We start from the raw sequence: 20,144 nt of genomic DNA on the forward strand, positions 1-20,144 counted from the left end.
CGTCCGCGAACAGGGGCGTCAGGGCGAGCCGCCTCATCTGGGGCGTCGCCGCCTCCTCAAGATCTCTAGTTGGGTCGGCGCAACTCTGGCCGGCCGGAGGGAAAGCGATGGGTAGGACACTCGCGGAGAAGGTCTGGGACGACCATGTCGTCCGGCGCGCAGAGGGCGAGCCCGACCTCCTCTTCATCGATCTGCACCTGCTGCACGAAGTGACCAGCCCGCAGGCCTTCGACGGTCTGCGCAAGAGCGGTCGCCAGGTGCGCCGGCTCGACCTGACCATCGCAACCGAGGACCACAACACCCCGACCCTCGACATCGACAAGCCCATCGCCGACCCGGTCTCCCGGATCCAGCTGGAGACGCTGCGCAAGAACTGCGCTGACTTCGGCGTACGTCTGCACCCGCTGGGCGACGTCGAGCAGGGCGTCGTCCATGTCGTCGGACCGCAGCTGGGCCTCACCCAGCCCGGCACGACCGTCGTGTGCGGTGACTCCCACACCTCTACGCACGGCGCCTTCGGCGCGCTGGCGTTCGGCATCGGCACCTCCCAGGTCGAGCACGTCCTGGCCACCCAGACGCTGCCGCTGGCCCGCCCCAAGACCATGGCCATCACCGTCGAGGGCGAACTGCCCGACGGCGTCACGGCCAAGGACCTGATCCTGGCGATCATCGCCAAGATCGGTACGGGCGGCGGCCAGGGCTACATCCTGGAGTACCGCGGCCCCGCCATCGAGAAGCTCTCGATGGAGGCCCGGATGACCATCTGCAACATGTCGATCGAGGCCGGCGCCCGCGCTGGCATGATCGCCCCCGACGAGACCACCTTCGACTACCTCAAGGGCCGCCCGCACGCGCCCGAGGGCGCCGACTGGGACGCGGCGGTGGAGTACTGGAAGACGCTGCGCACCGACGAGGACGCCGTCTTCGACGCCGAGGTCCTCATCAACGCCGACGAGCTGTCCCCGTTCGTCACCTGGGGCACCAACCCCGGCCAGGGCGCGCCGCTTTCGAGCGCGGTCCCCGACCCTGCTTCGTACGAAGACGCTTCGGAGCGCCACGCCGCCGAAAAGGCCCTGGAATACATGGGGTTGGAGGCCGGGCAGCCGCTGGGCTCCATCAAGGTGGACACCGTCTTCGTAGGCTCGTGCACCAACGGCCGTATCGAGGACCTGCGTGCGGCCGCCGAGATCATGAAAGACCGCAAAGTCGCCGACGGCGTACGGATGCTGGTCGTGCCGGGCTCCGCGCGGGTCGGTCTGCAGGCCGTCTCCGAGGGACTGGACCTCGTCTTCAAGGAGGCCGGCGCCGAATGGCGGCACGCGGGCTGCTCGATGTGTCTGGGCATGAACCCCGACCAGCTGGCGCCCGGTGAGCGCTCCGCGTCCACCTCCAACCGCAACTTCGAGGGCAGGCAGGGCAAGGGCGGTCGTACGCACCTGGTGTCGCCGCAGGTCGCCGCCGCGACCGCCGTGCTCGGCCACCTGGCGTCCCCCGCCGACCTGAACGACCAGTCTGCCGTCCGTACGCCCGCTGGAGTCTGAGAACCATGGCCATGGAAGCATTCACCACCCACACCGGCCGGGCCGTCCCGCTGCGTCGCAGCAACGTCGACACCGACCAGATCATCCCTGCTCACTGGCTCAAGAAGGTCACGCGGGACGGTTTCGAGGACGGGCTGTTCGAGGCCTGGCGCAAGGACGAGAACTTCATCCTCAACCGGCCCGAGCGGCAGGGCGCGAGCGTCCTGGTCGCCGGCCCCGACTTCGGCACCGGTTCCTCGCGCGAGCACGCCGTCTGGGCGCTGCAGAACTACGGCTTCAAGACGGTGATCTCGTCCCGCTTCGCCGACATCTTCCGCGGTAACTCGCTCAAGAACGGCCTGCTCACGGTGGTTCTGGAGCAGAAGATCGTGGACGCGCTGTGGGAACTCACCGAGAAGGACGCGACTGCTGAGGTCACTGTTGACCTCGAGGCTCGTGAGGTGCGTGCCGAGGGCATCACCGCCGCCTTCGAGCTGGACGAGAACGCCCGCTGGCGGCTGTTGAACGGGCTGGACGACATCTCCATCACGCTCCAGAACGAGCCCGACATCGCGGCGTACGAAGCCAAGCGTCCGTCGCACAAGCCGTGGACGCTGAAGGTCTGAGCCGAGAGCGCCCGATGTACTGAGCCGAAGGCTCGGCGCAAGTCGAGTTTCGGCCACCACAACACCCCCGCTGTACCCCCGATCAGCTCGATCGGGGGTACAGCTTTGTCTGCACCCGAACGGCCCTGCGTGGATCGGCGGGTGCTTTCAACTTCCCACGTTAGAGCGGTTGTTGCCGGGGTACGCGAGTCTTGTAGCCGCGGCTTTCGCGCGTGCCCGGAAGGCCGTTTGAGGCGGCAGTTGCACCCTGGGCAGGCGACAACTCGCCCCAGATGGCACAATCTGTGCATGGAACACGACGGCCAACTCGAGCTCTATGCGGCAGTCGCGGGCCAACTGAAGGAAGCGCACGCAAGGGTGCGCGCACTGCAAGTCCCGGAGGGCGTACGGATGGCGCTGACCCGGAAGCTGCTGGTCATTACGGCCGCGGCCAAGCACGATCTCGCCGATGCGACAAGGCGTCTGGAGCGGTTCACTGCCGACCTCGACGAGGGTCGATTCCCCGAAGAGGAACGCTGAACAGCCCTTAAGGCCGTCGAGTCCGCTGCGGCACAAGGGTGATAAGCCCGTTTCGTGTTTGATTTGCGGTATATATCTGCCTAACGTGCGAAAAAGCTTGAACACTTTCGTTCTGGCGATGTCTCCGAAGGGGAAGACGTGAACAAGGCGCAGCTCGTAGAAGCGATTGCCGACAAGATGGGCGGCCGCCAGCAGGCCGCCGATGCTGTCGACCACGTACTGGACGCGATCGTCCGCGCGGTCGTCTCGGGTGAGCGGGTGTCGGTCACCGGCTTCGGTTCGTTCGAGAAGGTCGACCGTCCCGCCCGTTACGCCCGCAACCCTCAGACCGGCGAGCGGGTTCGGGTCAAGAAGACCTCCGTGCCGCGCTTCCGCGCGGGCCAGGGCTTCAAGGACCTGGTGAGCGGCTCGAAGAAGCTCCCGCGCGGTGGCGAGGTCGCCGTCAAGAAGGCGCCCAAGGGCAGCCTGACCGGCGGTGCCTCGGCCACGGTCAAGAAGGCCGCGGCCAAGAAGACCACCAAGGCGGCCGCCGCGAAGAAGACCACGGCGAGGAAGGCGGCGGCGAAGAAGACCACGCCGGCCGCCAAGAAGACCACGGCCAAGAAGACGACCGCGAAGAAGACCACCGCGACCGCCAAGAAGACCGCGGCCAAGAAGACCACCGCCAAGAAGGCGACGGCCAAGAAGGCCCCGGCGAAGAAGGCGACGGCCAAGAAGGCCCCCGCCAAGAAGTCGTCCGCGCGCAAGACCACCGCCAAGAGGGCCACCGCTCGCTAGTAAGCGGGGCACAGGGGTACTCACGTGCCGGGCCGGACTCCCTCATGGAGTCCGGCCCGCGGTGTTTTGCTCCGCGTTTTGCTCCGCGGTCACAGGGTTTGCAGTGTCACCAGCGTGATGCGCGGGGCGTCCTTCGGGCCCTCGACCTCGATGCGTACGCGCTGGCCGGGGCGGAGCAGGCGGAGGCCGCCGGCGTCGAAGGCGGGGGCGTCGAAGGTGAGGGGGGTGCCGTCGTCCAGCAGCACGCTGCCGGTGCGGGTGGTTGCGTCGTAGGTGTATGCGGTGGCCTGCATGCGGACAGAGTATGGGCTGCCTGGGGTTGTTTGTTGACTGCGGCGCCGTGGGGGCTGATCGCGCAGTTCCCCGCGCCCCTTTGGGGCGCTGCTACAACCCTGTGATCAAGAGGCGGGCCGTTGCCTTCGCTGTTCTTGGGCCTACTCCCAGTGCCAGTGCCGTGCGCAGGTCCTCGCCGGTGTCCACGTCCTGGCGTACGGAATCCACCGCGTTCAGGGTCAGTTCCACCGCGCCGGAGGAGTGGTGGCGGGCTCGGGAATCTGTGCCGAATTGTGGGTGCAATTCATAGCCCGGTGTGGCAGCCAGCAGAGTTGTGCCGATTGCGGCCGCGTCCGGGAGAAAAGCGCGGGGGAATTCCGCGGCCGCGTTCAGGACTCGGGCCAATTCCGCTGGGCGCAGGGCGGGAAGATCGGCGTTGAGTGCGGCCAGGGGAGTTTGGGGGAGCCATGCCCGTACGACCGTCGCGGCGTGCGTCAGAGCCGTGTTCAGGCCGCCCGCTGGTTCGTCGGGGACGATAAGGGCGCCCAGTGCGGCCAGCTCACGGCCGGCCAGGGCGTCGCCCGTGACGACCGCCACATCACGGACCGCCGGGCAGGCCAGCGCGGCCGCCACGGTGTCCTGGGCGAAGGCGAGGGCGAGGCCCGGGCGCAGCCCGTCGGCGGCGGTGTCCGAGAGCCTGCTCTTGGCGTGCGCCAAAGGCTTCAGGGGTATTACCAAGGTCCACTGCACCAGCGTTCGTCCCTCTCTTGTCGCGGCCATTGTCACCTGCCATCTGGCGGGCCGGTGCCCGGGGCGTACGGTGTTCTCGACAGACCGGCGGCCTGGGGCGACACTTGTGCGGCCCCCCAGGCCCTAGAGGAAGGTGTCCGCGTGCCCCGCCGCAGAATCGGCTTCTGGTACCGCTTCGCAGCGGTCCTCTGCAAACCGCCGCTGGTGGTTCTGATCAAGCGGGACTGGCGTGGAATGGAGCACATTCCGGCCGAGGGCGGATTTATCACCGCGGTGAACCACAATTCGCACATCGACCCCTTCGGCTACGGGCACTTTCAGTACAACTCCGGCCGTGTTCCGCGATTCCTCGCGAAGAGCAGCCTTTTCAGGAAGGGGTTCGTCGGCGCCGCGATGCGCGGCACCAGGCAGATCCCCGTCTACCGGGAAACCACGGACGCGCTCAGCGCGTTCCGGGCCGCGATCGCCGCCGTGGAGCGCGGCGAGTGCGTGGTGTTCTACCCGGAGGGAACGATCACTCGCGACCCGGATCAGTGGCCCATGACCGCCAAGACCGGTGCCGCGCGCGTTGCCCTGCAGACCAAGTGCCCGGTGATTCCCGTCGCCCAGTGGGGCGCCAACGAACTGCTGCCGCCGTACGCCAAGAAGCTCAACGTCCTTCCGCGCAAGACCCACCACGTGCTCGCGGGCCCGCCCGTCGACCTGACGCGCTTCTACGACGAGGAGATGACCCCGGAGCTGCTGAAGGAGGCGACCGAGGTCATCATGGCCGCCATCACTCGCCAGCTGGAGGACATCCGCGGTGAGAAGGCGCCCGAGACGCCGTACGACCCGCGCCAGGAACGGATCGAGCAGCGGCGCAGGAGCAGGGTCCAGACGGAGGGCAAGGCCGTACAGGAAGAGGGGCAGGGCACGTGAGCAAGCCGGTCAAGGCGGCTGTCTTCAGCGCCGGTTCGTGGGGTACCGCCTTCGGCATGGTGCTCGCCGACGCGGGCTGCGAGGTCACCCTCTGGGCGCGTCGGCCGGAGGTCGCCGACGCCATCAACTCCAGCCGGATGAACCCCGAGTACTTCCCCGGCATCGAGCTCCCGGAGAACCTGCGGGCCACCACCGACCCCGCCGAGGCCGCGGCCGGCGCCGACTTCACGGTGCTGTCCGTCCCCTCGCAGACCCTGCGCGGCAATCTCGCCGAGTGGGTGCCGCTGCTCGCACCGGGCACGATCCTCGTCTCCCTCATGAAGGGTGTCGAACTCGGCACCGCCATGCGGATGAGCGAGGTCATCGAGGACGTCGCCAAGGTGGGCCAGGACCGTATCGCCGTCGTCACCGGACCCAACCTCGCGCGGGAGATCGCCGCCCGGATGCCGGCCGCCTCCGTGGTCGCCTGCACCGACGAGGCCATGGCCCAGCGGCTCCAGGCCGCCTGCCACACGCCGTACTTCCGCCCGTACACGAACACCGACGTGGTGGGCTGCGAGTTGGGCGGTGCCGTGAAGAACGTCATCGGCCTCGCCGTCGGTATCGCGGACGGCATGGGGCTCGGTGACAACGCGAAGGGGTCCTTGATCACGCGCGGTCTCGCCGAGACCACCCGGCTGGGACTCGCGATGGGCGCCGACCCGCTGACGTTCTCCGGACTCGCGGGCCTGGGCGACCTGGTGGCGACCTGCTCCTCGCCGCTGTCCCGCAACCACACCTTCGGCACCAACCTCGGCAAGGGCATGACCCTTCAGGAGACCATCGCGGTCACCAAGCAGACCGCCGAGGGCGTCAAGTCCTGTGAGTCCGTGCTGGATCTGGCCCGCAGGCACGGCGTCGACATGCCGATCACGGAGACGGTCGTCGGCATCGTGCACGAGGGCAAGCCTCCGGTGGTCGCCCTCAAGGAGCTGATGTCGCGCAGCGCGAAGCCCGAACGACGCTGAGCGACGCCCGGGCAACACCGGGATACGGACGCTGTGTCCGGGCGCTACCAACGGGTACCCTCAACGCGATATGAGCACCGAGAACCTCCCCCAGAGCCCCCAGCAGCCGCCTCGCAAGCCGCGCGTGGCCGTCGTGTTCGGCGGACGCAGCTCCGAACACGGGATCTCCGTGGTCACGGCCGGCGCCGTCCTCAGCGCCATCGACCGGACCAAGTACGACGTCCTGCCGATCGGCATCACCCAGGACGGCCGCTGGGCGCTCACCGCCGACGAACCGGAACGCATGGCGATCACCGAGCGCCGTACGCCCAACGTCGCGGAGCTCGCCGAGTCGAGCGAGGGCGGTGTGGTGCTCCCCGTCGACCCGGGAAACCGCGAAGTCGTCTACAGCGAGCCCGGATCGGTGCCCAAGGCGCTCGGTGAGGTCGACGTCGTCTTCCCCGTCCTGCACGGCCCGTACGGCGAGGACGGCACCCTCCAGGGCCTTCTGGAGCTGTCCGGAGTGCCGTACGTGGGCTCGGGTGTGCTCGCCTCGGCCGTCGGCCAGGACAAGGAGTACATGAAGCGGGTGTTCACGTCGTTCGGGCTGGCGGTCGGCCCGTACGTGGTGATCCGGCCCCGTGAGTGGGAGCAGGACGAGTCCGGCGCCCGCAAGAAGATCGTCGACTTCGCCGGCGAGCACGGCTGGCCGCTCTTCGTGAAGCCCGCGCGCGCGGGTTCGTCGATCGGCATCACCAAGGTCGACGGCCTGGCCGGGCTCGACGACGCGATCGCCGAGGCCCAGCGCCACGACCCCAAGATCCTCGTCGAGGCCGCGCTGCGCGGCCGTGAGATCGAGTGCGGGGTGCTGGACTTCGAGGACGGCCCGCGGGCCTCGGTGCCCTCCGAGATCCCCTCGCCCGAGAGCCACGCCTACTACGACTTCGAGGCCAAGTACATCGACTCCACCCCGGGCATCGTCCCCGCGCCGCTCACGCCTCAGGAGACGGCCGAGGTCCAGAAGCTCGCCGTCGACGCCTTCGAGGCAGCCTCCTGCGAAGGCCTCGTCCGCGCCGACTTCTTCCTCACGGACCAGGGCTTCGTCATCAACGAGATCAACACCATGCCCGGCATGACCCCGATCTCGATGTACCCCCAGATGTGGCAGGCGAGCGGAGTCAGCTATCCGGAGCTGGTGGACAGGCTGATCCAGGCGGCACTGCGCAGGTCGACGGGCTTGCGGTGACCGAGGTCCCCCCTGCGCTCAGTCGGCGATGCCCTCCGGCACCGCCTTCTTGATGGCAGGCGCCAGATCGACCAGTGGCGCCATGCCGTCACCTGTGCGGTCCTTGGGGATGGTCACCTCCACGTATGCCTTGCGCAACGTCGTGATGAACAGGAAGTCCCCGCTGTCCTGCTCCTGCAGCAACCACCCGACGCCGTTCACATCGACCCCGTCGGACTCGGAGTCGTTCATCTCCTCAGGCCGCTCAACACCGCACCGCAGTATGATCGCCGGGTCCCCCCACCCCGCGGTCAACGCGGAGGCAGGTTCGGGATCCCGGCGATCCAGACCGTCGACCTTGGACGGCAACACCGTGTCCAGGTTTCGGCACAGCTTCGTGACCTTGGTGCCCGGACCGGGAACCGCGGCCCGGGCACTGTCGTCTGCTGAGGAGCAGCCCGCGACGGTGATCAACACAGCGACGGTGGGCAGTCCGACGAACCGGTGGGAAAAGAAGGTCACCGGCCAAGGGTAGAGGGGGGCTACAGATGAACGACCGGGCAGGTCAGGGTTCGTGTGATGCCGTCCACTTGCTGGACCTTGGCGACCACCATGCGGCCGAGGTCGTCCACGGTGTCCGCTTGCGCACGCACGATCACGTCATAAGGTCCTGTCACGTCCTCGGCCTGGATAACCCCAGGAATCTTGCTGATCGTTTCGGCGACGGTCGACGCTTTGCCGACCTCCGTCTGGATCAGGATGTACGCCTGTACCACGGAACCTCCAGGGCGGCCACGAGGATCATGTGGGGAAAAGGAACGCCACGGTATCGCGTCGCCGCTCGCCGCGGGGAGACCTGCGGGGACCGGGGCTTGCGCGCCGGGGTGCAGGCACGACAGAAGTTGACGGTCGACTCGACCGTATCGAGGACACTGGTGACGCGCGACTGGGCACGGACAGGCACAGAAGGGGCGAAAGGACAATGAAGGGCACTGTTGGTGAGCTGGGGGAGTTCGGGCTCATCAGGGAGCTCACCTCCCGTCTCACCACCACCCCGGCGGTCCGGGTCGGCCCCGGCGACGACGCCGCGGTGGTCGCCGCGCCCGACCGCAGGGTCGTGGCGAGCACCGACATCCTCGTCGAGGGGCGGCACTTCCGCCGCGACTGGTCCACGGCCTACGACGTGGGCCGCAAGGCCGCCGCGCAGAACCTCGCGGACATCGCGGCCATGGGTGCCGTACCGACCGCGCTGCTGCTCGGCCTGGTCGTCCCGGCCGAACTCCCGGTCGCCTGGCCGACCGAGATGATGGACGGGCTGCGCGACGAGTGCCAGGTCGCGGGGGCGTCGGTGGTCGGCGGGGATGTCGTACGAGGCGACATGATCGTGGTGTCGATCACCGCGCTCGGCGATCTGCGCAACCAGGAGCCCGTGACACGGGGCGGTGCGCAGCCCGGGGACATCGTCGCCGTGACGGGCTGGCTGGGCTGGTCGGCGGCCGGGTACGCGGTGCTGTCGCGCGGGTTCCGTTCGCCGCGGGCCTTCGTGGAGGCGCACCGGCGCCCGGAGCCGCCGTATCACGCGGGGCCCGCGGCGGCCGGGCTCGGCGCGACCGCGATGTGCGACGTGAGCGACGGGCTGATCGCCGACCTCGGGCATATCGCGGAGGCCAGCAAGGTCCGTATCGACATCCGCTCCGGCGCGATCGACATCCCGTCCCAGATGAACGACATCGGGCAGGCCGTCGGCGTCGACCCCATGCAGTGGGTGCTCACTGGGGGAGAGGACCACGCGATCGTGGCCACCTTCCCGCCAGACGTGAAGCTGCCCGCCCGCTGGAAGGTCATCGGCGAGGTGCTCAACCCCTCGGCGCTGCCCCAGGTGACGGTCGACGGGGCGCCGTGGACCAGCAAGGGCGGCTGGGACCACTTCGGGGACATCGAGTCGTGAGCGCGCCGCCGAGGGTGCTGACGGTCGCGGGCTCCGACTCGGGCGGAGGCGCCGGAATCCAGGCCGACTTGAAGACGATGCTGGCGCTCGGCGTGCACGGCATGAGCGTCGTCACCGCGGTGACCGCGCAGAACTCCCTCGGCGTGCAGGGGGCTTGGCCGCTGCCCGTGGAGGCGGTGCGGGCCCAGTACCGGAGCGTCGTCGACGACATCGGCGTACAGGCCGTGAAGACGGGGATGCTCGCGTCCGCAGAACTCGTCGAGGCCGTGGCCGAGTTGATCGCCGGTACGGACGCTCCGGCCGTGATCGACCCCGTGGGTGTCTCCAAGCACGGGGACTCGCTGCTGGCCTCGTCCGCGCTGGATTCCGTACGGACGAAGCTGCTGCCGGTCGCCACGGTGGCGACGCCGAACCTCGACGAGGTGGCCCAACTCACGGGCGTGCGCGTCGAGTCGGAGGAGCAGCTGCGAGGGGCCGCGGCGGCCGTTCTCGCCTACGGGCCGCGCTGGGTGCTGATCAAGGGCGGGCATCTGCCCGGGGACGCCGTGGATCTTCTCACCGACGGGGCGGAGGAGCACTGGCTGCGGGCGCCCCGGCACGACAACCGGCACACGCACGGCACGGGCTGCACGCTCGCCTCGGCGATCGCTTCAGGGCTGGCGAAGGGGCTGCCGGTGCCGGAGGCGGTGGCAGCGGCGAAGGAGTACGTCACCGGGGCGATCGAGGCGGGGTTCGCGCTCGGTGGGGGGATCGGGCCGGTGGATCATGGGTGGCGGTTCAGGGCGGACGTCTAGGTGCGGGTACAGCGGGTACAGCAAAAAGCCGGTCCACCAGAGGTGGACCGGCTTCTGCAGCGAACCAGCAGTGGCCGCGCGCTACCGCGTAGCGTCAGCGCGAGACCTTGCCGGCCTTGATGCACGAGGTGCAGGCGTTCACGCGCTTCGGCGTCCCGCCGACCACGGTACGGACGCGCTGGATGTTCGGGTTCCAGCGACGGGACGTACGGCGGTGCGAGTGCGAGATGTTGTTGCCGAAGCCCGGCCCCTTGCCGCAGACGTCGCAGTTGGCAGCCACGGGTCACTCCAAAGACTTCAGATGCACTTACGGTTGAACCCGGCAGGCCGGGATCAGGATCGCAGGAAAGAGATCTGAGTGGCGTTGCCAGGGAAATGGCCCGATCTGCATCGGGCAACCGGAGCAGCATACAACGACTGCGCCAGTACAACGAAACTACCATGGCTGCTCAGGGCCCCGCTCCAGCCCACTTCCGGTGGCCACCGGCCCGGGGTCTACGCTGCGTGCCACGTCCAGCACTCAAGGAGGCGCAGGTGGCGCAGGTGCCGCAGACATTCTTCGATGCTCTCGCGGTGCGCACCTGGTGCGGTCTCGCGCTGGAGGCGCTGGGGCGGTCGCGTGAGGAGATCGACGCGATCAACGTCTACCCGGTGGCCGACGGGGACACCGGCACGAACCTGTATCTGACGGTGGAGTCGGCGCTCGCCGCGGTCGAGGCGGTCTTCACCGGGCACGAGGTCGGGGGCGGTGCGGGGGCGCCGTCGCTGGCCGACACCGTGCAGGCCATGGCGCACGGCGCGCTGCTCGGGGCGCGTGGGAACTCCGGGACGATTCTGGCGCAGCTGCTGCGGGGGATGGCGCAGGTGCTCGCCGCCGCTGGAGACGGTGGTGCCTCTTCTCTTGGTGAAGCCTCTGGTGAGACCCCTCACGGTGATGCCCGGGGGCTGCGGATCGCGCTGCGGCACGCGGCCGACTCCGCCCGGCAGGCCGTGGCCCACCCCGTGGAGGGCACAGTTCTCACGGTCGCCTCGGCCGCCGCGGACGCCGCCACCGGAGCCGAGGGGGACTGCGGGACGGTCGCGCGGGCGGCCTACGAAGGCGCGCGGGCGGCCCTCGCCGCGACACCGGGCCAACTGGCCGTCCTGGAGCGCGCGGGCGTCGTGGACGCGGGCGGGCGGGGGTTGGTGGCGGTGCTGGGGGCGCTGGTGGAGACGTTCACGGGGGAGCGGCCGGCGGCGGTGGCCGTGGCGTCGCCCGTGTCAGTGGCCGTGGTGTCGCCGGTGGACGGCGGGCACGCGCGCGTGCCCGCCGAAAGCCCCGCTGACTGCCTGGACGGGGCTGCCGTCCTGGAGGAGGGCGGGCCCGCCTTCGAGGTGATCTACCTGCTGGAGGCCGAGGACGCGGCCGTGACCCGGTTGCGGGAGCGGCTCGACGCGCTCGGGGACTCGCTCGTGGTGGTCGGCGGCGACGGGCTGTGGAACGTCCATGTGCACGTCGACGACGCGGGCGCCGCCGTGGAAGCGGGCGTGGAGGCCGGGCGGCCGTACCGGATCAGGATCACGCACTTCGCCGTCGGCGACGTGCACACCACCGGCGGCGGACGCCCGCCCCGGGAGCGCGTCCAGCGTGCCGTCGTGGCCGTGGTGCCCGGCGAGGGGCTGGCCGGGCTGTACAACGAAGCGGGCGCGACCACGGTGCTCGCGCGCCCCGGGGAGCCGCCCGCGAGCGGGGAGCTCGTCGACGCCGTACGACGGGCCCACGCGCTCGAGGTCGTCCTGCTGCCCAACGACGCCGACCTGCGTCACACCGCCGCCGCGGCGGCCGAGCAGGCGCGCACGGAGGGCATCCGGGTGGCGCTCATCCCGACGCGCTCGGCGGTGCAGGGGATCGCGGCGCTGGCCGTGCACGAGCCGGACCGCCGGTTCGACGAGGACGTCGTCCAGATGACCTCGGCGGCCGGTGCGACCCGCTACGCCGAGGTGACCGTCGCCGAACGCCAGTCCTGGACCACGGCCGGGATCTGCCAGGCCGGTGACGTCCTCGGCCTCATCGACGGCGACGTGGCCGTGATCGGCTCGGACGTCACCGCCACCGCCGAGACCGTCATCGACCGCATGCTCCAGGCGGGCGGCGAGATGGTCACCCTCGTCCTCGGTGACGAGGCACCCGACGCCATCGCCGAGCGCGTCGAAGCGCGTGTGCGGGAGGTGTATCTCGCCGTCGACACGGTGGTGTACCGGGGTGGGCGGCAGGGGTCGCTGCTGCTCATCGGCGTCGAGTAGGCCGGATTGCTTTAAAGGCGCTATTCCTCCGTCTGATCCGTCTGTTCCTGCATCAGTTGGAGCATCTGGTCCGCTTCCGCCCGCCGGGCCTGTACCGTCTCGTCGCCGTCGTCGGCACTGTCGTACGCGACCAGCACGGCACGCGCGCGTGCGGCGGCCTGGGCGGGGCGGCTCAGGTCTGCCTCCAGCCAGCCGGCGGCGAGTTCGGCGCCGGTGCGGGCGTGCAGGGCGTCGTCACCGGCGGCGGCGAACACCGTGACCGCGTCCAGCATCTGGCACAGGGCTTCTTCGAGGGTGGCCCTGATCGAGTCGTCCTCGGCGTCCTCGGTGGCGGAGCGGGCGAGCAGGTCGCCGAACTGCCGGTGGGTGTGGCCGAGTTCGGCGGTGAGGCGTTGCCGTGACTCCTCGTCGGCGGTCGCGTCCCGTGCCGTCGCGCAGTCGCGGACCGCGCCCGCCATCAGCTCCCGTGCCCCGTCCGGCCCGTCCTGCGTGCGCAGCGCGAGCCAGGCGCGGGCGCGCAGGGAACGCACCAGTCCGTGCACGTTGCCGAGTTCGCGCCACAGGTCGCCCGCGCGCGCGTAGGCCCGGTCGGCCTCGTCGTGCAGCCCCGCGTGCCCCAGGGACTCCGCGGCGAGATGGGCGAGCGTGGCGTGGTCGTGCTGCTCGGGCCAGTGCCGGGCGATCTCGGCGGCCTGCAACCGCCGTTCGGCCGCCGCGCGGTGCTCGCCGAGCTCGCTCAGGCAGTCGCCGAGCCACCACTGCGTCTGTACGACCGCGCCGTCGCCGTGCGTTTCGGCGGTCAGGTCGGGCAGCGCGGACTCCAGTACCTCCGCGGCCTCCGCCCACCGTCCCTGGCGCAGCAGGAACCCGCCGAGCTGATGCCGGGCCCAGGCGCCGAGCGTCTGGCCCTCGCCCGCCTCGTCGGCCCAGTGCGCCGCGTCCAGGGCATGTTCGGCGGCCTCCGCGGAGTGGCCCCGGCCGCCCAGCACCTCGGCGAGCTGTAGGTGCAGCTGGGCCCGGCCGACCGGCTCCAGGTGCGGTCCGCCGTGCTCCAGCGCCGCCCGCAGTGCCCGCTCGGCCTCCGCCGTGTCGCCCAGGTGGTGCGCGAGCCCCGCCAGCCGGGCCTCGTACTCCACCGCGAACCAGGGCAGCCCCGCCCCGACGAATGCCGCCGCGGCCCGCGCGAACAGCTCTGCCGCCCCCGCCACGTCCCCGGCATGCGCGGCCAGCTCCGCGAGCATCGCCTGCGCCTCCGCGGCCCGCGACGCAAGCCGCACATCGTCCCCGGCACGCCCTTCGACCAGCGCCAGCACCTCCCGTGCGGCGGCTTCGGCATCGACGAAGACCCGCCCGGCCGACGAACCACCGAGCCCATCCGCCGAGAAGCGCCCGACGGACCCATCCCGCGCGGAACGGTGGTCCGGGACCTCGCCGTCCGGAAAGCCGTCGTCCCCGGCCGCGTCCGGCAGGGAGCCGTGGGCCGGTGCTTCGCGGCCCGGGGAGGCGTGATTCTTGGCTGCGTCCGGTAGGGGGCCTGGGTCGTGTGGGGTGCCGTGGGTCAGGGGCTCGCCGTCCGGAAAGCCGTCGCTTCCGGCCGCGTCCGGTACGAAGCCTGCGTCGTCCTGCGGTGCGTCGTAGCCCGTTGGTTCGCCGTTCGGGAAGCCGTCGGTCGTATTCGGCGGCGCGTCGTCGTCCGGGGCTGTGGCGCCCGGCGAATGGTCTGCCTCGTGCACTCGTCGCATCAGGATCCGGGCCTTGCCCATCAGTACCGACGCTGTCTGCGGGAGGCCGGTGCCGCCCTCGGCGTAGAGGGCCAGGACCTCGTCGTAGGGGTCCGCTACGGCGGTGAGCGCGCCGGCCGTGTCGCCCGCGAGGGCGCGCATGTATGCCGCACGCGTGCGTGCCGCGAGGGCCTCACCGGGGTCGCCCGCCTCCGCGTACAGCTCGGCGGCGTGCTCGAAGAGGTCTATGCCCTCGGGCCCCAGGTCCATCGCGCGGTGGTCGGCGATCTCGGCGCGGTCCCGGGGCGCCAGTTCGACACCCTCGGCGGCCCGGGCGACCGCCGCCCATGCCTCGATCGCGTTCGGCTGCAGGGTGTCCGACAGCCGCCGGGCCTCGGCCAGCAGCGCGGGCAGATCGGGCTCCACGGACTCATCGTGCGCCGGAACCGGCGGGACCGGAACCGTCGCGGGACGTGCCGAGCGCACCCCGAGCGGCAGCCGCTCCACCAGTGGCCGCCGCTCCATACGCGCGCGTGCCCGCTCGCTCACATGCGCCGTGCCGTTGCGCTGGTCGAACCGCCCGGCCAGCGCGAGGGCCTCCACGCGCGCGTGGGCGGCGAGTTCGCCCGCCGTCCACTCCCGCCCGGCCGGCCCCGGCACCCGCCGGCCGCCCAGCCCCAGCTCGGTCAGCCGGTCCATGAGCAGGGCCACGACACTCATGAAGTCCAGCCTGCTGCGCGGATGCCCGGTGTCGGTGAAGTACGCCGGCCGTTCCGCGAGCATTTCCAGGCCGCGCGCCTCGTTGCCGGTCAGCGCGCAGAACTCCACATGGTCCGCGTACGCGCCGCGCATGCTCTCCATGGCCCGGACGAGCCGGAAGCCCCGCAGATGGTTGGCCCGCGCCTCGTCCAGGCGGCCCAGCCGCAGCAGCGGCACCAGGGACGACGCCAGCACCGAGTGCGGCTCGTGGGCGCAGGTGAACTCGCCCTCCAGAACCGGCGCCCACAGCTCCAGCGCCGCCGCGTCCCGCCCCCGCTCCGCCTGCCACCACCCCTGCCCGTGCAGCTCGCACGCGTGGCAGTCGGCCATGCTGTCGCGGTCGGCGGCCAGCCACGCGGCATACGCCCGCTCGGCCCGGTCGACGTCCCCGATGTGCGCGGCCACACTGAACTCGGCGCTGCGCACGGCCCGTTCGGAGTGCCCGGCCAGCCGGTAGCGGTGTTCCATCTCGCCGAGCCACTTCTCGACGGACGCGAGCGGGATGTGCGGCTGGTCGAGCATGCCGGACGACATCCACTTGAAGACCCAGTGCAGCGAATGGGTCTCGTACTCGTCGAAGTCCTCGGGGTGTTCGTCCCACATGCGCAGCAGGCGCGCGAAGGGGACGAACATCTTGTCCTTCTCGGAGCTGTAGTTGTAGACCTTCAGCTGGTGCCCGAGCGCCTCGATCACCGCAAGGGGGATGTTCAGCTTCTCGGCCTCGGCGAGCAGCTGCTCCGCGCGCGCGTTGCGGGCCGGGCCCTCCGGCTGCTCGCCGTTCTCCGCCATCGCCCGGCGCAGGGAGTCGAAGTCCGTGATCTCAGTCATCGCTGACCGTCCTCGCTGTGCGTGGCCCACTCCAGGAGGCCGATGAACGCCCGGTTCAGCAACGCCGAGTCGGCGGGCCTGAGTGGCCGCTGAGCCATCAGCAGGGCCTGCCCGTACAGCGACTCCGTGGCGGTGCCGATCAGTTCGGGGTCCCGCAGGGAACTGATCCGGCGGATCAGCGGGCTGAGATGGTTGAGCACCAGACGCGCGCGCGGGGCGCTGCCGCGCAGCGAACCGAGGATGCCCGCCCAGAGATCGTCCGCCTGCTCCTCGGCCTCCGCGCGGGCCTGCTCGTGCCGGGCCGCCCGGTCGTCGAGGTGCAGCGCGGGCACGGACAGCGGATGGAAGGCGCGCAGGACGACATCACAGCCCAGCGGGTCGAGCTTCGCCCGCGCCGCCGCCAGGAACCCCGCCAACGCCAGCTCCTCCGCCGGATCGACCGCGTCCAGATGGGCGGTCACCGTGTCGGCGTCCAGCTCGGCGACCACCGTCCCCGGCCGCACCGACGGCAGCGCCTCGACCAGCTCACTGTCGTACGTGTAACCGCCGTTGATCACCCCGACGCCCTGCGCGGACGCGATCGGCGCGACCTGCCGGTACTCCTCGACGGTCCGCGTGAAGTGCACCACCGGGTGCCGCTGCGCGAACTCCTCCAGGGACAGCCGCCCGTCGGTCGTCTCGAAGGGCAGCCACGGCAGCATCGTGCGCAGCATCTCCTTGTCGTGCCGCGCAAGGGACTTCACGCCCAGGTAGTGCACCGACAGGAAGGCGGCCAGCCGCTCCGGATCACCGGCAGCAAGTCCCGTGAGCCACGAGCGAATCCGTTCCCCGAGGGCGTCCCGCACGGCGGCGAGGGTCTCGTCCTCGTACAGCGACTCGCGTGAGGCGGTGGGCCGCAGGCTGTCGGTGTCGAGCACACAGCGCACGAAGAACGCCCAGTCGGGCAGCAGCTGTTCGGCCCGCTCGGTCAGCAACATGCCCTTGAGGTGGACGCGATGACTCGCCCGCTGCGCCGGGCTGACCGCGGACGGCAGCACGTACGCCACCCCCCGGACACCGGCGAGCGGCACGTTCAGCTCGATCGCGTCCAGCGGGGTGAAGCCGAACAGCTCGTGGCAGTGCCGGGCCAGGGCCACCCTTCGGGTGGCGGGGGAGGGGTACGTACGGTCCCAGGGCGCGGGCAGGTCCGTGATCGCCTCGTCGCCGACCCGGACGTCGTACGGCAGCAGGGACCCGAAGTCCCGGGCCAGCGCGAGCACCCGCTCCTCGGTCAGCCACTCCCCGGCGCCGGGCCGCGCCACCAGGTGCACGGTGGTGCCCGGTTCGGTGCGGGCGTCCGGCGGCAGGCTCCGTACGGTGTACGAGCCGTCGTCCGCCGCGGTCCACTCCACGGGCGCCGCACCGGGCGTACGGGCGCTCAGACTGACGACCCGGATCCGCTCGGCGACGACGAAACAGGCCAACAGGCCTATGCCGAACTGGCCGAGGAACTCGGACCGGGCCTCCTGCAGCCCCTCCGCCCGCTTCGAGCTGCGGCCGATCGTGGCGAGGAGGTTGTGCACGTCCGTTTCGGTGAGCCCGATCCCGGAGTCCTCCACGCGCAGGGTCCCGCCGTCCGCGTACAGCCGCACGCGGGCCGGGGAGTCGGGCTGTTCGGCACGTCTCGCGGTGATGGCGTCGACGGCGTTCTGCAGCAGTTCCCGCAGATAGACCTTGGGACTGGAGTAGAGGTGATGGGAGAGCAGGTCCACCAGACCGCGCAGGTCGACCTGGAACGTATGAGGTGACTGGGGTGCCTGGGATGACTGTGAGGTCTGGGAGTCCATCGTCACGGCGCCGGTGGGGGGAAGGGCGACGGCGCGGGGTCGGGCGGTCCCGTTGAGGCGGTGACCGCGGAAAGGATGGCCGGAGCGCGTCATCCTATGGCCGGAACGAGCCGCCTGACCAGGGGTTTCCGGAGACATCTACGGCATTGTCAGTGGTGTGGTGTGCAATGGATCTCGTGCCCGCACTGGAAGAACCACTGAAAAAGGTGCTCGGCCCCGCCACCGCGAAGGTGATGGCCGAGCATCTCGGCCTGCACACTGTCGGCGACCTTCTGCACCACTACCCGCGCAGATATGAGGAGCGGGGCCAGCTCACACACCTGGCCGACCTCCCCATGGACGAGCACGTGACGGTGGTCGCCATGGTCGCCGACGCCCGGCTGCACACCTTCGCCTCGTCCAAGGCTCCCCGGGGCAAGGGCCAGCGCCTCGAAGTCACCATCACCGACGGCAGCGGCCGACTCCAACTGGTCTTCTTCGGTCACGGCGTTCACAAGCCCCACAAGGAACTGCTGCCGGGCACACGCGCGATGTTCGCGGGCAAGGTCTCCGTCTTCAACCGCCGCCTCCAACTGGCCCACCCGGCGTACGAGTTGCTGCTCGGCGACGCGGAGGAAACCGTCGAGACGTGGGCCGGCGCCCTCATCCCCATCTACCCCGCCACCGCCAAACTGGAGTCCTGGAAGATCGGCAAGGCGATCCAGACGGTCCTGCCCAGCGCCCAGGAGGCTCTCGACCCCCTCCCGGACACCCTCCGCGAAGGCCGCGGCCTGGTCCCCCTCCCCGAGGCCCTGCTCAAGATCCACCGCCCCCACACCAAGGCGGACATCGCCGACGCCCGCTCCCGCCTCAAGTGGGACGAGGCCTTCGTCCTCCAGGTCGCCCTCGCCCGCCGCCGCCACGCCGACGCCCAACTCCCGGCGGTAGCCCGCAAACCCAAGCCGGACGGCCTCCTCACGTCCTTCGACGACCGCCTCCCCTTCACCCTCACCGAAGGCCAGCAGAAGGTCTCCAAGGAGATCTTCGGCGACCTCGCGACCGAGCACCCGATGCACCGGCTGCTCCAAGGGGAGGTCGGATCCGGAAAGACCCTGGTCGCCCTCCGTGCCATGCTCGCCGTCGTCGACGCGGGCGGTCAGGCCGCGATGCTCGCCCCCACCGAAGTGCTCGCCCAGCAGCACCACCGCTCGGTCGTCGAGATGATGGGCGAGCTGGCCGAGGGCGGAATGCTGGGCGGTGCCGACCAGGGGACCAAGGTCGTCCTGCTCACCGGCTCGATGGGCGCCGCCGCCCGCCGCCAAGCGCTGCTCGACCTGGTCACCGGCGAGGCCGGGATCGTGATCGGCACGCATGCGCTGATCGAGGACAAGGTGCGGTTCCACGACCTCGGCCTGGTCGTCGTCGACGAACAGCACCGCTTCGGCGTCGAGCAGCGCGACGCCTTGCGCGGCAAGGGCAAGCAGCCGCCCCACCTCCTCGTCATGACCGCCACGCCCATCCCGCGCACCGTCGCCATGACCGTCTTCGGCGACCTGGAGACCTCCGTCCTCGACCAGCTCCCCGCCGGGCGCTCACCGATCGCCAGCCATGTCGTCCCGGCCGCCGACAAGCCGCACTTCCTCGCCAGGGCCTGGGAGCGGGTGCGCGAGGAGGTCGGCAAGGGGCATCAGGCGTACGTCGTGTGCCCGCGGATCGGCGACGAGGAGGAGGACCCGAAAAAGAAGAAGTCCCCCGAGGACGAGGCCGAGAAGCGCCCGCCGCTCGCCGTCCTGGACATGGCCGACCAACTCGCCAAAGGCCCCCTGCAAGGCCTCGGGGTCGAGGTCCTGCACGGCCGTATGCACCCCGACGACAAGGACGCGGTCATGCGCCGCTTCGCCGCCGGCGAGACCCACGTCCTGGTCGCCACCACGGTCATCGAGGTCGGCGTGAACGTCCCCAACGCCACCGCCATGGTGATCATGGACGCCGACCGCTTCGGCGTCTCCCAGCTCCACCAGCTGCGCGGCCGAGTGGGCCGAGGCTCCGCGCCGGGGCTCTGCCTCCTGGTCACCGAGATGCCGGAAGCCAGCCCCGCCCGCCAGCGCCTCAACGCCGTAGCCGCCACCCTCGACGGCTTCGAACTCTCCCGCATCGACCTCGAACAACGCCGCGAGGGCGACGTCCTAGGCCAGGCCCAGTCCGGCGCCCGCACCAGCCTGCGCATGCTCGCCGTCATAGAGGACGAGGAGATCATCGCGGAGGCGAGGGACGAAGCGGCGGCGGTGGTAGCGGCAGACCCCGAGCTGACAACACTTCCCGGCCTACGAACAGCCCTGGAAGCCCTCTTGGACGAGGAGAGAGAGCAGTACTTGGAAAAGGGATGAGCGGTCTGACCTCAGGGGCGCGGGG

The 20,144-nt window shown here is 70.5% G+C and carries 18 protein-coding genes; 11 read left to right on the top strand and 7 right to left on the bottom strand.

What is annotated here, in order from left to right; genetic code table 11:
• Window positions 1-107: 107 nt before the first annotated feature.
• From leuC to KCH48_RS27025, 4 genes are all read left to right on the top strand, one after another.
• On the top strand, window positions 108-1,541 hold the full coding sequence (gene leuC / locus KCH48_RS27010) for a 3-isopropylmalate dehydratase large subunit (protein ID WP_210577358.1): 1,434 nt from the start codon (window positions 108-110) through the stop codon (window positions 1,539-1,541).
• A gap of 11 nt (window positions 1,542-1,552) precedes the next feature.
• Window positions 1,553-2,146 carry a 3-isopropylmalate dehydratase small subunit gene (gene leuD, locus KCH48_RS27015; protein WP_210577551.1) on the top strand — a complete coding sequence of 198 codons (594 nt, stop codon included), beginning with the start codon at window positions 1,553-1,555 and terminating at the stop codon, window positions 2,144-2,146.
• A 288-nt stretch (window positions 2,147-2,434) separates the two neighbouring features.
• Window positions 2,435-2,665: a hypothetical protein gene (locus tag KCH48_RS27020; protein ID WP_210577360.1), complete on the top strand. Its 231-nt coding sequence runs from the start codon at window positions 2,435-2,437 to the stop codon at window positions 2,663-2,665.
• 138 nt (window positions 2,666-2,803) lie between these two features.
• Window positions 2,804-3,442: an HU family DNA-binding protein gene (locus KCH48_RS27025; RefSeq protein ID WP_210577362.1), complete on the top strand. Its 639-nt coding sequence runs from the start codon at window positions 2,804-2,806 to the stop codon at window positions 3,440-3,442.
• Between the two features lie 89 nt (window positions 3,443-3,531).
• On the opposite strand, the gene KCH48_RS27030 is transcribed toward KCH48_RS27025, so the two are convergent.
• Both KCH48_RS27030 and cofC read right to left on the bottom strand, forming a co-directional pair.
• Entirely contained in the window at window positions 3,532-3,735 is a 204-nt protein-coding gene (locus tag KCH48_RS27030; protein ID WP_210577364.1) for a hypothetical protein, read from the bottom strand.
• A gap of 91 nt (window positions 3,736-3,826) precedes the next feature.
• Complete coding sequence (gene cofC / locus KCH48_RS27035) at window positions 3,827-4,465, bottom strand: 2-phospho-L-lactate guanylyltransferase (protein ID WP_210577369.1); 639 nt, start codon at window positions 4,463-4,465, stop codon at window positions 3,827-3,829.
• 141 nt (window positions 4,466-4,606) lie between these two features.
• On the opposite strand from cofC, the gene KCH48_RS27040 reads away from it, so the two are divergent.
• From KCH48_RS27040 to KCH48_RS27050, 3 genes are all read left to right on the top strand, one after another.
• Complete coding sequence (locus KCH48_RS27040; protein ID WP_210577371.1) at window positions 4,607-5,383, top strand: 1-acyl-sn-glycerol-3-phosphate acyltransferase; 777 nt, start codon at window positions 4,607-4,609, stop codon at window positions 5,381-5,383.
• A complete protein-coding gene (locus KCH48_RS27045; RefSeq protein ID WP_210577382.1) occupies window positions 5,380-6,390 on the top strand; it encodes an NAD(P)H-dependent glycerol-3-phosphate dehydrogenase in 1,011 nt (336 codons plus the stop codon). Before KCH48_RS27040 ends, KCH48_RS27045 begins: the two co-directional genes overlap by 4 nt.
• A 70-nt stretch (window positions 6,391-6,460) precedes the next feature.
• Window positions 6,461-7,615 carry a D-alanine--D-alanine ligase family protein gene (locus tag KCH48_RS27050; RefSeq protein ID WP_210577384.1) on the top strand — a complete coding sequence of 385 codons (1,155 nt, stop codon included), beginning with the start codon at window positions 6,461-6,463 and terminating at the stop codon, window positions 7,613-7,615.
• 18 nt (window positions 7,616-7,633) lie between these two features.
• On the opposite strand, the gene KCH48_RS27055 is transcribed toward KCH48_RS27050, so the two are convergent.
• Window positions 7,634-8,116: a DUF3515 domain-containing protein gene (locus KCH48_RS27055; RefSeq protein ID WP_210577385.1), complete on the bottom strand. Its 483-nt coding sequence runs from the start codon at window positions 8,114-8,116 to the stop codon at window positions 7,634-7,636.
• A gap of 20 nt (window positions 8,117-8,136) precedes the next feature.
• Complete coding sequence (locus tag KCH48_RS27060; RefSeq protein WP_003997603.1) at window positions 8,137-8,370, bottom strand: Lrp/AsnC family transcriptional regulator; 234 nt, start codon at window positions 8,368-8,370, stop codon at window positions 8,137-8,139.
• Between the two features lie 206 nt (window positions 8,371-8,576).
• Between KCH48_RS27060 and KCH48_RS27065 the strand changes: the two genes are divergently transcribed.
• Both KCH48_RS27065 and thiD read left to right on the top strand, forming a co-directional pair.
• Window positions 8,577-9,542 carry a thiamine-phosphate kinase gene (locus tag KCH48_RS27065; RefSeq protein WP_210577387.1) on the top strand — a complete coding sequence of 322 codons (966 nt, stop codon included), beginning with the start codon at window positions 8,577-8,579 and terminating at the stop codon, window positions 9,540-9,542.
• The gene (gene thiD / locus KCH48_RS27070) at window positions 9,539-10,336 is read left to right on the top strand and encodes a bifunctional hydroxymethylpyrimidine kinase/phosphomethylpyrimidine kinase (RefSeq protein WP_210577390.1); all 798 of its coding nucleotides are present in this window, start codon (window positions 9,539-9,541) and stop codon (window positions 10,334-10,336) included. The genes KCH48_RS27065 and thiD overlap by 4 nt, the downstream gene beginning before the upstream one ends.
• A gap of 94 nt (window positions 10,337-10,430) precedes the next feature.
• Here thiD and rpmB read toward each other — a convergent pair whose 3' ends face one another.
• A complete protein-coding gene (rpmB, locus tag KCH48_RS27075; protein ID WP_003993230.1) occupies window positions 10,431-10,616 on the bottom strand; it encodes a 50S ribosomal protein L28 in 186 nt (61 codons plus the stop codon).
• Window positions 10,617-10,870: 254 nt separating this feature from the next.
• Here rpmB and KCH48_RS27080 point away from each other — a divergent pair, with 254 nt between their 5' ends.
• Window positions 10,871-12,619, top strand: a complete 1,749-nt coding sequence (locus KCH48_RS27080; RefSeq protein WP_210577553.1) for a DAK2 domain-containing protein — start codon at window positions 10,871-10,873, stop codon at window positions 12,617-12,619.
• A 20-nt stretch (window positions 12,620-12,639) separates the two neighbouring features.
• Here KCH48_RS27080 and KCH48_RS27085 read toward each other — a convergent pair whose 3' ends face one another.
• Window positions 12,640-15,927 carry a tetratricopeptide repeat protein gene (locus KCH48_RS27085; RefSeq protein ID WP_210577391.1) on the bottom strand — a complete coding sequence of 1,096 codons (3,288 nt, stop codon included), beginning with the start codon at window positions 15,925-15,927 and terminating at the stop codon, window positions 12,640-12,642.
• Complete coding sequence (locus tag KCH48_RS27090; protein WP_210577555.1) at window positions 15,924-17,753, bottom strand: HSP90 family protein; 1,830 nt, start codon at window positions 17,751-17,753, stop codon at window positions 15,924-15,926. Before KCH48_RS27090 ends, KCH48_RS27085 begins: the two co-directional genes overlap by 4 nt.
• A 167-nt stretch (window positions 17,754-17,920) precedes the next feature.
• On the opposite strand from KCH48_RS27090, the gene recG reads away from it, so the two are divergent.
• On the top strand, window positions 17,921-20,119 hold the full coding sequence (recG, locus tag KCH48_RS27095) for an ATP-dependent DNA helicase RecG (RefSeq protein WP_210577393.1): 2,199 nt from the start codon (window positions 17,921-17,923) through the stop codon (window positions 20,117-20,119).
• Window positions 20,120-20,144: the final 25 nt, after the last annotated feature.

This window comes from Streptomyces sp. GESEQ-4 (genome assembly GCF_017948455.1).
Lineage (GTDB): Bacteria > Actinomycetota > Actinomycetes > Streptomycetales > Streptomycetaceae > Streptomyces.

Excerpts from the sequence above, each read along its gene's own strand:
- leuC (WP_210577358.1), top strand. The coding sequence starts at position 108 with ATGGGTAGGACACTCGCGGAGAAGGTCTGGGACGACCATGTCGTCCGG.
- leuD (WP_210577551.1), top strand. The coding sequence starts at position 1,553 with ATGGAAGCATTCACCACCCACACCGGCCGGGCCGTCCCGCTGCGTCGC.
- KCH48_RS27020 (WP_210577360.1), top strand. The coding sequence starts at position 2,435 with ATGGAACACGACGGCCAACTCGAGCTCTATGCGGCAGTCGCGGGCCAA.
- KCH48_RS27030 (WP_210577364.1), bottom strand. The coding sequence starts at position 3,735 with ATGCAGGCCACCGCATACACCTACGACGCAACCACCCGCACCGGCAGC.
- KCH48_RS27050 (WP_210577384.1), top strand. The coding sequence starts at position 6,461 with ATGAGCACCGAGAACCTCCCCCAGAGCCCCCAGCAGCCGCCTCGCAAG.
- KCH48_RS27065 (WP_210577387.1), top strand. The coding sequence starts at position 8,577 with ATGAAGGGCACTGTTGGTGAGCTGGGGGAGTTCGGGCTCATCAGGGAG.
- KCH48_RS27085 (WP_210577391.1), bottom strand. The coding sequence starts at position 15,927 with ATGACTGAGATCACGGACTTCGACTCCCTGCGCCGGGCGATGGCGGAG.
- KCH48_RS27090 (WP_210577555.1), bottom strand. The coding sequence starts at position 17,753 with ATGGACTCCCAGACCTCACAGTCATCCCAGGCACCCCAGTCACCTCAT.
- recG (WP_210577393.1), top strand. The coding sequence starts at position 17,921 with ATGGATCTCGTGCCCGCACTGGAAGAACCACTGAAAAAGGTGCTCGGC.